This window comes from Candidatus Clostridium stratigraminis (assembly GCF_045310675.1).
Lineage (GTDB): Bacteria > Bacillota > Clostridia > Clostridiales > Clostridiaceae > Clostridium_AT > Clostridium_AT stratigraminis.
Map to the genome: position 1 here is coordinate 71,803 of NZ_JBJHZZ010000011.1, position 11,672 is coordinate 83,474.

The 11,672-nt window shown below is 31.9% G+C and carries 9 protein-coding genes; 7 read left to right on the forward strand and 2 right to left on the reverse strand.

The features are described from left to right. Window positions 1-36 precede the first annotated feature (36 nt). The 7 genes from spoIIE (at window position 37) to ACJDUG_RS13735 (ending at window position 9,750) form a co-directional block, all read left to right on the forward strand. Complete coding sequence (gene spoIIE, locus ACJDUG_RS13705; protein WP_406770466.1) at window positions 37-2,421, forward strand: stage II sporulation protein E; 2,385 nt, start codon at window positions 37-39, stop codon at window positions 2,419-2,421. 146 nt (window positions 2,422-2,567) lie between these two features. Further along, window positions 2,568-3,968 carry a tRNA lysidine(34) synthetase TilS gene (tilS, locus tag ACJDUG_RS13710; protein WP_406770441.1) on the forward strand — a complete coding sequence of 467 codons (1,401 nt, stop codon included), beginning with the start codon at window positions 2,568-2,570 and terminating at the stop codon, window positions 3,966-3,968. Next, the gene (gene hpt, locus ACJDUG_RS13715; RefSeq protein WP_406766181.1) at window positions 3,965-4,501 is read left to right on the forward strand and encodes a hypoxanthine phosphoribosyltransferase; all 537 of its coding nucleotides are present in this window, start codon (window positions 3,965-3,967) and stop codon (window positions 4,499-4,501) included. Before tilS ends, hpt begins: the two co-directional genes overlap by 4 nt. A gap of 83 nt (window positions 4,502-4,584) precedes the next feature. Beyond that, window positions 4,585-6,390 (forward strand): ATP-dependent zinc metalloprotease FtsH, encoded by a 1,806-nt coding sequence (gene ftsH, locus ACJDUG_RS13720; RefSeq protein ID WP_406770442.1) that lies wholly within the window; start codon window positions 4,585-4,587, stop codon window positions 6,388-6,390. Between the two features lie 165 nt (window positions 6,391-6,555). Next, a complete protein-coding gene (locus tag ACJDUG_RS13725; RefSeq protein ID WP_406770443.1) occupies window positions 6,556-6,942 on the forward strand; it encodes a thioesterase family protein in 387 nt (128 codons plus the stop codon). Window positions 6,943-7,105: 163 nt separating this feature from the next. Next, the gene (locus ACJDUG_RS13730) at window positions 7,106-8,776 is read left to right on the forward strand and encodes a formate--tetrahydrofolate ligase (protein WP_406770444.1); all 1,671 of its coding nucleotides are present in this window, start codon (window positions 7,106-7,108) and stop codon (window positions 8,774-8,776) included. 92 nt (window positions 8,777-8,868) lie between these two features. Beyond that, window positions 8,869-9,750 carry a hypothetical protein gene (locus tag ACJDUG_RS13735; protein ID WP_406770445.1) on the forward strand — a complete coding sequence of 294 codons (882 nt, stop codon included), beginning with the start codon at window positions 8,869-8,871 and terminating at the stop codon, window positions 9,748-9,750. A 28-nt stretch (window positions 9,751-9,778) separates the two neighbouring features. Here the strand turns inward: ACJDUG_RS13735 and ACJDUG_RS13740 are convergent, their stop codons facing one another. After that, on the reverse strand, window positions 9,779-10,879 hold the full coding sequence (locus tag ACJDUG_RS13740) for a GerMN domain-containing protein (protein WP_406770446.1): 1,101 nt from the start codon (window positions 10,877-10,879) through the stop codon (window positions 9,779-9,781). A gap of 142 nt (window positions 10,880-11,021) precedes the next feature. Continuing rightward, complete coding sequence (locus ACJDUG_RS13745; RefSeq protein WP_406770447.1) at window positions 11,022-11,528, reverse strand: DUF986 family protein; 507 nt, start codon at window positions 11,526-11,528, stop codon at window positions 11,022-11,024. Between the last annotated feature and the right edge of the window lie 144 nt (window positions 11,529-11,672).

Below are 11,672 nucleotides of genomic sequence, written 5' to 3' on the forward strand. Positions count from 1 at the left end.
TATAATTTAGCTAGATTTAGTATGGGAGATGATTATATGCAGTATGGAGTTGACCTAAATGCTTATGAAAGGACACTCAAAACTAAAAAGAAAGAAGAAAAAAAGACCATTGATGGAAGATTGGTTTTGAAATTGCTGTTTTATTTTATTAGTACTCTCCTTATAAGCAGAGTCTTATTAATAAATTATATGGCGCCTTTTGGGATAGGGTTCTTAATAGCTATTGCAATATTTGGGGAAGAGAAGACCACACTTACAGCAGGCTGCGGAGCTTTATTTGGCTATGTAACATTAATAAATAGTTTAAGCGAAACACCCTCTTATATAATGCTCGTAGGACTTATTGTTCTTTCTCAATATATAATTTCTCCTTTAAAAAGAAACAAGAAATTAATAGTATTATTTTCAGTGGTTTTTATAGAATTTGCTGCTTATAAGCTACTTATTGTAAAATTAAATCTAAGTGTTGCAGCTTTAAAATCAATTCTAGAAACAGCTTGCATATTTTCATTATACTTTATTTTAAATTATTCAATTGTTTGTATAAAAGATCTAAAGACCAAGCATTTATTCTCTAATGAAGAGATAATAAGTATGGCTCTTACTGCAGCACTTGCAATATCAGGTACTTGGGGCATAAGTATTTTTGGAATTTCACTAAGAAATGTGCTAGCATTATGCTTTGTGCTATGCATAAGCTTCGTTAAAGGAAGTACAGTAGGTGCATCAACGGGGGTTGCAATGGGAGTAGTTGTTGGTATTTCCACAAATAACTTACCTGTGTCAATTAGTGTATATGGATTTTGCGGTCTTACAGCTGGTGTATTTAAAGATACAGGAAAAATCGCTGTCGGATTATCTTATATCATTACATATTCATTATTAATTATATATTCAAACATAAACGGACAATTTAAGTTTCTTGAAGTTTTAATAGCTGCAGCTTTTTTCTTAATAACCCCTCAAAAGCTTTATACAAGGCTGGAATTAGAATTGGATTTTGAAAAGAAACATGAAAATATAAGTGAAAGTTATGTGTCTAAGATGAAGGATATATTAGTTAATAGGCTTAATAGTTTTTCTGACGTACTTGTTAATATGTCCACTATACTTGAAAACTTAGCTGAAAATGATAAACTTGTCATGAAAAATAAAAGCTCTGCACTTATAGAAAACTTAGCTGATAGAGTCTGCAGTAAATGCAATATGAACGCTATGTGCTGGAGAAGAGAGAATTTTATTACCTATAATGCCTTTGGAGAACTTATTCAAAGTTTTCAAGAGAATAATAACAAAATTCCATACGAAATTGAAAGAAAATGTGTAAAAAGAACAGCACTTTTTAAGAGTACAGAGGAATTAGTAAGGAATTTTATGATTAACGAAATGTATAGAAAAAGATTAAGTGAGGGAAGGGAACTTTTAGCTAATCAGTTTAATAATATGTCAGCTTCAGTTTCAGAAATAATTGAAGACTTTAATGCCAATATAAAAGTAGATATTGATGCTGAAAATAATATTAGAAGGATTCTAGATAAAAAAAATATAGAATACGATGATGTGTTTTGTTTAATTAATAAAAGTAGCAGGTTGGCTGTTAAACTTAAAATGCCTGCCTGTGGAGGCAGACAAAACTGCGTAAAAAACCTGCTGCCCTATATTAATGAAGCTTTGCATAAAAATATGTGTATCGTTGATGAGGGCTGTAATATTGATATTAAAGATAATAGCTGCTCGGTTACTTATGAAGAAGCACCTAAGTATCATATCGGTTCCTATGCGAGAAGGCTTTGCAAAGATGAGGAAAAGTACAGCGGTGATAGCTTTTCCTTCAGTAAGCTTTCTGATGGAACTTATATGACTATTTTAAGTGACGGAATGGGATCTGGACCTCAAGCTGAACAAGAGAGTAATGCAGCAGTGGAGCTAATTGAAAAATTTGCCCATACCGGTTTTAACAAAATAACTGCTATTAATACCGTAAACTCAATTATGACCTTAAAATTTTCTGCTGATGAGAAATTTTCCACAGTGGATTTAAGCAGTATTGATTTATATACTGGAGAAGCAGAATTTATGAAAGTTGGAGCTGTAGCTAGTTTTATAAAGACTGGAAGTAAAATAGAAGTTATAAAATCAAAAACCCTTCCAATGGGAGTATTAGATAAGGTGGATATAGACATCATAAAGAAAAAAGTTAAAAACGGGGATATTGTTGTAATGCTAACTGATGGTGCTCTAGATTATAATAAGGAATCTGCTGGAAAGGTAGATTGGCTTGTAGAGTTTTTGGAAAATACAAACTGCAATAATCCAAAAGAGTTGGTAGATAAAATAATTGAAAAAACTTTGGAGCTAAGCGGCAACAAGGTAAAGGATGATATTACAGTTGTAGTTTCTAAGGTTTATGAACTTTACTAATGTGCCATGGGGAGTTTCTCCTGGTACATTAGCCTAAACTGTTGACATTTATACTTTGTTAACAGTTTTTTTATGTCCCCTGATTGTACTCTTTTAATTGTGGTATAATAGGAGAAAACTAATAAATCTGCGAGGGTGGTTTAATTTTGTTTGATAAAGTTATAACTACAATAAAAGAAAATAATATGTTTGTACCTAACGATAAAGTTATTGTTGCTGTATCTGGGGGGCCGGATTCTATTTGTCTTCTGCACATATTAAATAGGATTAAAGTCAAATATAACTTAACCCTATATGCTGCTCATGTAAATCACTGTCTTAGAGGAGAGGAAGCAGATAAGGATGAGGAATATGTTAAAGCTTTTTGTAAAAAGATAGGTATAGCATGCTTTTCTAAAAGGGTAGATGTAAATAAGCTTGCTAGGGAAAAAGGCTTGTCTTCTGAGAGTGCTGGAAGAGAGGCAAGGTATGACTTTTTTAATGAGCTTTTTGATAAATTAGGAGCTGATAAAATAGCATTAGCCCATAATGCAAATGATCAGGCAGAAACTGTTTTAATGAGAATAGTAAGGGGCTCAGGAATGGAAGGATTAATTGGAATAAGACCAATTAGAGGGAATATATTTGTCAGGCCGCTAATAAATATTAGAAGAGAAAGTATTGAGAGCTACTGCAAAGAAAATTTTTTAGAGCCAAGAATAGATAAAACAAATTTAGAAAATATTTATGCAAGAAATAAGGTGAGACTTGAATTAATTCCGTATATTATGGATAACTTTAATAGTGATGTTATTTCTGCAATTAATAGATTAGCTGATACAATTAGCAAGGATAATGAGTATTTAGAAGAAATTGCACTTGAAAAGTATAAAGGCTATTGTGATGAAAAAGCTCTCAAGGTTATAATAAATAGTGAGGCCTTTCTAGAAAAGGAAGCAATTATTACGAGGGTTTTAAGGCTGGCCTTAAACCGAGTTAAGGGTAATTTATATAACGTTGAAAAGAAACACATTTATGATATAATCAATTTGCAAAAAAGTGGAACAGGTAAAAAATTAAATCTTCCAAGCGGTATTATATGTTTTAATAATTATGACAATATAGAACTTTATTTCGGCAAAATTAAAAATAATCCTGATATAGTTAATAATAATTATCTTATCAAGATAAACGAAACAGTGGATTTACCTGCCTTTGGTATTGAAGTTTCAACTAGGCTTATTGATAATGATGAAAAAATAAACTTTAAAGAAAATTCATATTTAAAATATTTTGATTATGATAAGATAAAAGGGAATATTATTATTAGAGCTAGAAAAGACGGAGATAAATTTACACCCTTTGGAATGAAAGGAAGTAAAAAGTTAAAGGATTTTTTTATTGATTTAAAGATACCTCAGGAAGAAAGAGATAAAATTCCGCTTATTTGCTTTGGAGATACTATTGCATGGATTGTAGGCTGTAGAATAAGCGAAAGGTTTAAAATCCATAAAGAAACCAAAAATATTCTTGAAATAAAAATTAATAAACGGGGGAATAACCAATGAGAGAAGATATTAAGGAAATACTATTAGATGAAGAAGCTTTGGATAAGAAGATTAAGGAATTAGGCAGTCTTATAAGCAGTGATTATGCAGGAAAAGACCTAGTGCTTGTAGGTGTTTTAAAGGGTTCTGTTATGTTTATGTCTGATTTAATGAAAGAAATTACTATACCTTGTTCTATGGATTTTATGGCCGTTTCTAGCTATGGAAATTCAACAAGCAGTTCTGGCATAGTAAGAATTTTAAAAGACTTAGATTTCGAAATCGAAGGTAAAGATGTTCTTGTTATAGAGGATATTATAGACAGCGGCATAACTCTTAAATACTTAATGGAATACCTAAGGGCAAGAAAGGCAAATTCTCTAGAAATAGCATGCCTCCTAAATAAACCTGAAAGAAGAAAAGTAGAAATGGATGTTAAATACATAGGATTCAATGTTCCTGATAAATTCCTAATCGGATTTGGCTTAGATTATGCAGAAAAATATAGAAATCTTCCTTTTATAGGTGTTTTAAAGGAGGAAATCTATAAATAATTAATAATGATTAGTTGTAAAGAAAATAACCTTATGATACAATTTTACAATATAAAGACAAACAGAAAGAGAGGGGGGCCAGTATGAAGAAGTATTCAAGTATCACGGCCTGGTTTATAGTTCTGATTTTAGTAATATTTGCAGCTTTAACCTTGGTTCAAACCGGTAAAAGCGCTACACCTATTAATTTTAATGATTTTCAGAAAAAATGGATAGATAATAATATAGCAAGCTTTAAAGTTGATGATGATAAGATGACGGTAACTGGTAATTACAAGGACGGCACAGCTTATGAAACGGTTGTACCATCTGAAAGATTATTTCAGTTCATTAGTCAATATCCTAAAACAGGCGATGTAACGGAAATTTATGCAAAGCCTGCAACTGTTCCATTATGGTTAACCTATTTGCCAACTATTTTACTTATTTTGCTTTTTGTAGCATTTTGGTTTATGTTCATGCAGCAATCTCAAGGTGGTGGTGGTAACAGAGGAGTTATGAATTTCGGTAAGAGTAGAGCAAAAATGGCTACTCCCGATAAAAAGAAGGTTACCTTTAATGATGTAGCTGGAGCAGAGGAAGAAAAGGCTGAGCTAGCGGAAATAGTAGACTTCTTAAAACAACCAAAGAGATATATAGAGTTAGGTGCTAGAATACCTAAGGGAGTCCTTTTAGTAGGTCCTCCTGGAACAGGTAAAACACTTCTTGCAAAGGCAATAGCTGGAGAAGCTGGAGTACCATTTTTCAGCATTTCAGGTTCAGACTTCGTGGAAATGTTTGTTGGTGTAGGTGCCTCTAGAGTTAGGGACCTTTTTGAAAACGCCAAGAAAAATTCACCTTGCATAGTATTTATAGATGAAATTGATGCTGTAGGCAGGCAAAGAGGCGCTGGTTTAGGCGGCGGTCATGATGAAAGAGAGCAGACTCTAAATCAACTGCTTGTTGAAATGGATGGTTTTGGAGTTAATGAAGGAATCATAATGATAGCTGCAACTAACAGACCGGATATACTAGATCCTGCACTTCTAAGACCAGGAAGATTTGACAGGCAGATAGTTGTAGGAGCTCCAGATGTAAAGGGAAGAGAAGAAATCCTAAAGGTACATTCAAGAAACAAACCTTTAGATACAGAAGTAAAATTAGATGTACTAGCAAAGAGCACTCCAGGATTTACTGGAGCTGACCTTGAAAATCTTATGAATGAATCAGCCCTCTTAGCAGTAAGACATGATAAAAAAGTTATTGGAATGGATGAGCTTAAGGAAGCAGTGAATAGAGTAATAATGGGACCAGAAAAAAAGAGCAAGATTATTATCGAGAAGGATAGAAGAATTACAGCTTATCATGAAGCTGGTCACGCTGTATTAGGCAAACTTCTACCTAACACAGATCCTATTCATGAGGTAAGTATTATTCCAAGAGGTATGGCTGGTGGCTATACAATGCATCTTCCTGAGGAAGACAGAACCCATATGCAAAAATCCTGGCTGGAAAATGAAATGGTTATGCTTCTTGGAGGCAGAGTTGCTGAAAAGCTAATCATTGGGGACATAAGCACAGGTGCTAAAAATGATATAGATAGAACTACTAATATAGCTCGTAAAATGGTTATGGAATTCGGTATGAGTGAAGAATTAGGTCCTATATCCTTTGGCAGCGGCCATGATGAAGTATTTATGGGTAGAGATTTTGGAAAGAGCAGAAACTTTAGTGAAGAAGTAGCTGCAAGAATAGATAGCGAAATAAGAAGGCTAATTGATGAAGCTTATAGATCTGCAGAGAAGCTTTTATCTGAAAATCTTAATAAGCTGCATGCAGTAGCACAAGTTCTTCTTGACAAGGAAAAAATTGATGCTAAGGAATTTGAAGAAGTTTTTGCAAACGCATAATATAACAAAAAGCATTGCCTAGGCAGTGCTTTTTTGTTATAAAAAATTGTTAAATAAATATTTAATGTATTTTATGAATAATTGTGTCAATAAATAATTGTAATTTTCAGTTTTTTATAATAATATAGAATCATACGCAAAATACAACATAATGGAGGTACATAAATGGAATTAAAATTAGAAGCAGGTCTAAGGCATGAAATAGAGACAATTGTAGCTATTAATGATACTGCTAGCTTTTACGGTTCTGGTAGCTTAGAGGTACTTGCTACACCTGCTATGATAGCGCCAATGGAAAATGCGGCAATGAAAAGTGTAGAAAGCGAATTGCCGGAAGGTTTTACAACGGTAGGAATTGAAGTTAATATAAAACACATTAAGGCAACTGGGGTTGGAATAAAGGTAAGAAGTGAAGCCTTACTTGAAAAAATAGAAGGTAAAAGATTGTACTTTAAGGTAGAAGCATATGACGAAAGTGGTAAAATTGGAGAAGGAAGTCATGTTAGATACATAGTTAATTCAGAGGACTTCATGAAAAGGTTAGCTAAGTAATCTTAATTTGTGATTGTTAATTGTTATATATAAATTGTTAGTTGTCATTTACTAATCAAAAAACAAGGAAGTTAAAGTCCTAAATGGACTTTAACGAGTAGTTTACAAGCGGAAGCGAGTAGTTTTAAACTACTCAGTGTTCCGACTAAAAGGAGGAAATGAAATGAAAAGTGATATCGAAATAGCACAAAGTGCTAAAATGCAGCCAATTACAAGAATTGCAGAAAAATTAGGTCTTGGAGAAGATGATGTAGACTTATATGGTAAGTATAAGTGCAAAATTTCCTTAGATGTACTTAAAAGATTGGAAAAAAAGAAAGACGGTAAGCTTATATTAGTTACCGCTATAAATCCTACAGCTGCAGGTGAAGGCAAATCCACAGTTACAGTTGGCTTAGGACAAGCACTTTGCAGAATAGGGAAAAATGCAGTTATTGCCTTAAGAGAACCTTCCCTAGGACCAGTATTTGGGGTTAAAGGAGGGGCAGCTGGCGGAGGATATGCTCAGGTTGTTCCAATGGAAGATATAAATCTTCATTTCACAGGAGACATGCATGCTATAACTGCAGCTAATAACTTATTATCAGCTGCAATAGACAATCATATTCATCAAGGTAATTTACTTAGAATTGATTCTAGAAGAATAATTTTTAAAAGAGTTATGGATATGAATGACAGATCTTTAAGAAGTTTAGTAATTGGTATGGGTGGAAAGGCTAATGGTTTCTTAAGAGAAGATGGGTTTATGATTACTGTTGCTTCTGAAATTATGGCTATACTATGTCTTTCAAAGGACTTAATGGATCTTAAAGAAAGAATAGGTAAGATTTTAATAGCTTATAACTTAGATGGCCAGCCAGTATTTTGTAAAGACTTAAAGGTTCAAGGTGCTATGGCTTTACTTATGAAGGATGCTATAAAGCCAAATTTAGTTCAGACCTTAGAAAATACTCCTGCAATAATTCATGGAGGACCATTTGCAAATATTGCTCATGGATGTAATTCTTTACTTGCTACAAAGACAGCACTTAAGCTTGGAGATTATGTAGTAACAGAGGCAGGCTTTGGAGCTGATTTAGGAGCAGAAAAATTCTTCGATATAAAATGCAGATACGGCGGACTAAAGCCTAGCTGCGTAGTAATAGTAGCAACAGTAAGGGCTCTTAAGCTCCATGGCGGGGTTAAAAAGGATGCTCTAAGCATACCGAATGTTGAAGCGCTTTCTAAGGGAATAGAAAATCTTGAAAAGCAGCTCGAAAATGTAATGAAATTTGGAGTAAAACCTGTAGTAGCCATAAATAGATTTGTTACAGATAGTGATGAAGAACTTAAGTTTATCGAAGATTACTGCAATAAGCTTGGAGTAGAAGTTGCCCTAACTGAAGTATGGGCAAAAGGCGGAGAAGGCGGAGAAGCCTTAGCAGAAAAGGTACTTAATATTTTAGAGAAAAATGAAGCAGACTTTAAAGTATTATATGACGAAAAATTAAGTATTAAAGAGAAATTAGGAATTATTGCTCAGGAAATATACGGAGCTGATGGAGTAAACTTCACGAAAGATGCTGAAAAACAGGTTAAGGAACTTGAGACAATCGGATTAGACAAACTTCCTATTTGTGTAGCAAAAACACAATATTCCTTATCAGATAATCAGAATTTACTTGGCAGACCAAGAGGCTTTAGTATAACTGTAAAAGAAGTAAGGGTATCTAATGGAGCTGGCTTCATTGTCGCTTTAACAGGTGATATAATGGTTATGCCTGGATTACCAAAGCTTCCAGCAGCAGAAAAGATGGATATATTAGAGGATGGAACTATTGTTGGACTGTTCTAATTTTTAATTTAAATTTTAGTTTATACTAATTTAATAAATACAACATAAATACCTTAGAAAATGCTAAAGCTATTGTATAGGGAGGGATAGATATGAAAAAGATTTTGATCCCAATAATAGCTTTAGCACTATTTTTATTGATACCTTTTTATTATATGAAAGCTCAGCAGAATAATGAAGAATATAAAATTAATAGTGAATTTAAGTGTAGGGCTCTAAAGACTGGGAAAGCTGCAATTATTTTAGATTATAAATTTGAGGATATTAATGGGGATAATTTAAAAGATAATATAATACTTATTGGATATAGAACTGGCAAAGCTAATCCATCAGTATTTAAGGATATAAAAGTAATTCTTCAGGATTCCTATTCTAAAAAATATTATGCAATTTCTGTGGGAAAACTAAATGCAGTACAAAATGGTAAAGTCTTTTTAGGTGACTTTGATGGCGATAAGATTAATGATATTTTAGTTACTATAGAAAATGGGGATTGTTCTTATTATAGCTTATTTTCATTTAAAAATAATAAATGCAAGTATTTAATAGATGAAAGTGTATTTTTCAAAGGTATGAGTTATAATATTGACTTTGTTAGTAATTTTAAAGTTAAAGTAACTAATAAAAATTTAAATGATTTTTATTTATTAGATGTTAAAAATAAAAAAGATACCTATATAAATCTAGGCATCTACTTAAATGACGGCAAATTACTTAAAAAAAATAAAGGTTCATATAATAGCATAAGCTCTTTAATCCCCATAGATGAGGACAAAAATGGAATATATGAGCTAAAGTGCATACAAAATATTTGCGGTATTAATAGATTAGATACTTTAGGCTATGGGAAAACCATTTGGAAATATAACGGCAGAAAAATGGAACTTAAAAGCCATGAGTTTTTGGAATTTGCAAGTCCTGGAACTAAAGAGAAATTTCAAAATGTAATACCAGTTGGAAGCTTCATTAAATAGTATAAGGGGCTGTTTACAGCCCCTTATACTATTTATTTACTTCTATAGAATTTTTAGTGTTGACTGTAAAGGTTTCGCCCTTTTTCATTACAATATGTCCTGAACTATAAGGAGCATCTTCAATAGTAATATAAACCTTTGATGCATTATAATATCCACCTAAGGTATTAGTTATACACTGCAAAATAAGTGCCTCTGTTCCGGCACCGGCGTTCATTTCCTGTACAAAATTCTTTGTAAAATCAACATAGATAGTATTTCCATTTAGATATAGGCTTTTAATTTTAACATTCGGTCCTAGAAGCTTATTTAAGTCCTTTGAAGGAGGCTCTTTAAACAGCTTTTCAAAGGTGATTTTAGTAATATCATTGGTTTTAAAATTAAGCTTATTCTTCACAAAATATAACTTTTCGCTATTTATATTAGGATAATAAAAGTTAACTTCTTGCTCTAGGGCTGAATTAGGAGTAATACTATTTAAGCTAGATTTGATCTCTGAGTTATTAGAATTATAAATAGTTTCTACCAGGCCAGTATTTAATGCATAGTAATCTAAGGTTTTGTCAGCTCCGCTTTCTGTAGTTACCTCCAATGCCTTATAACTTCCTAGTAGGGTAGTTATAGGAACATCTACATTTGATATGTATCTTTTTCTTCCATCCGGTAATGTCCAAGAGGTTCCTTTAACTAAGGGCTCTTTTAAAAGTATTTCATTTTTATTGCTTGGCTTTGAAGTAAAATCCTCCCTATAGTAGCATTCCTCTTTTGAATATACCAATTTTAATTCCCCATCTTTATTTTCTAGGACATTTACTACTTCCGTACCACCATTATTCTTTCTCATCTGTATATGATTGTCTTTTATGAAATCTACGGAAATTCTAAAAGCTGCATACTCATTTCCCTTACCCACATATTCATACTTTTGATTTTCCTTAAAAGGATAAAAATCATTAATTTTATAGGTGCTTGTATTAGAAGCAGTTGTACCATCAGTGCCCGAAGGAACTTCATTAGTGGTATTAGACTTTGGATTATCATTTGCATTTATAAGGTTTTTCACACTGTCGCAGCCACTAAGCATTGATATAGAAAAAATAAGTAAAATAGAGCATACTGCTTTTTTCATTGTAATCCCTCTTTTATATTTTATTAATTCAATATAATCCTTATTTTAATAGAAAAAACATTTAATTATTAATATATGATTGTACAAGAATTATAAGGTTATATAATAATAATATGCTTCAATACAATATAAATGATTATAATTATCTTTTTATTTTCAAGTCTAAAAATTTTTGTGTCTCTGCTCTAGAATTGTTATTAACATAAAAGCTGTACTCATTAAATAACTTTGGATTTTTTTTAGATTCAATATTTAATATTAGTAAGTTGTCAGCTAATTTAAAATTTTCAACCTTATCCCAGGTATGCAGTATGCCTCCAAACATTATTCCATTCTCAAAAATTCCTATGCCAAAGTATTGTAATACCAGATTTGCAGAAAACATCATAAATAACATGGTTGTAGCAAGCAAAGTTGACATTTCAGGGCTTTTAAAAAATAAAACGCAGTTAATTATAATAATTATCAGAATACCAACAAGGATATATGTTTGATTTTTGTACTTTAAGTCTTTTATACCTACCTTGAATTTTCCAGCCTTTTTAGAACTTAGAAGAACACGTAAAATAAAATAAATAGACAAAATAAACAGAATAAAAAAGACTATTATTAAAATCCAGTCAAAAATACTAATTCCACTGTTACCCATAGATTTATTACCTCTTATTTCTTATAAATTTATTAGTATTATTATACAATATAATGTATCTGCTAGCAAAAGTTACACCTAATAATTTTATTAAAAATATTAACCATACTACTTAATTTTGATATAATACTTTTATTAAGACAC

Bases quoted from the DNA above. Each gene is read 5' to 3' on its own strand.
- spoIIE (WP_406770466.1), top strand. From the start codon at position 37: ATGCAGTATGGAGTTGACCTAAATGCTTATGAAAGGACACTCAAAACT.
- hpt (WP_406766181.1), top strand. From the start codon at position 3,965: ATGAGAGAAGATATTAAGGAAATACTATTAGATGAAGAAGCTTTGGAT.
- ftsH (WP_406770442.1), top strand. From the start codon at position 4,585: ATGAAGAAGTATTCAAGTATCACGGCCTGGTTTATAGTTCTGATTTTA.
- ACJDUG_RS13725 (WP_406770443.1), top strand. From the start codon at position 6,556: ATGGAATTAAAATTAGAAGCAGGTCTAAGGCATGAAATAGAGACAATT.
- ACJDUG_RS13730 (WP_406770444.1), top strand. From the start codon at position 7,106: ATGAAAAGTGATATCGAAATAGCACAAAGTGCTAAAATGCAGCCAATT.
- ACJDUG_RS13735 (WP_406770445.1), top strand. From the start codon at position 8,869: ATGAAAAAGATTTTGATCCCAATAATAGCTTTAGCACTATTTTTATTG.
- ACJDUG_RS13740 (WP_406770446.1), bottom strand. From the start codon at position 10,879: ATGAAAAAAGCAGTATGCTCTATTTTACTTATTTTTTCTATATCAATG.
- ACJDUG_RS13745 (WP_406770447.1), bottom strand. From the start codon at position 11,528: ATGGGTAACAGTGGAATTAGTATTTTTGACTGGATTTTAATAATAGTC.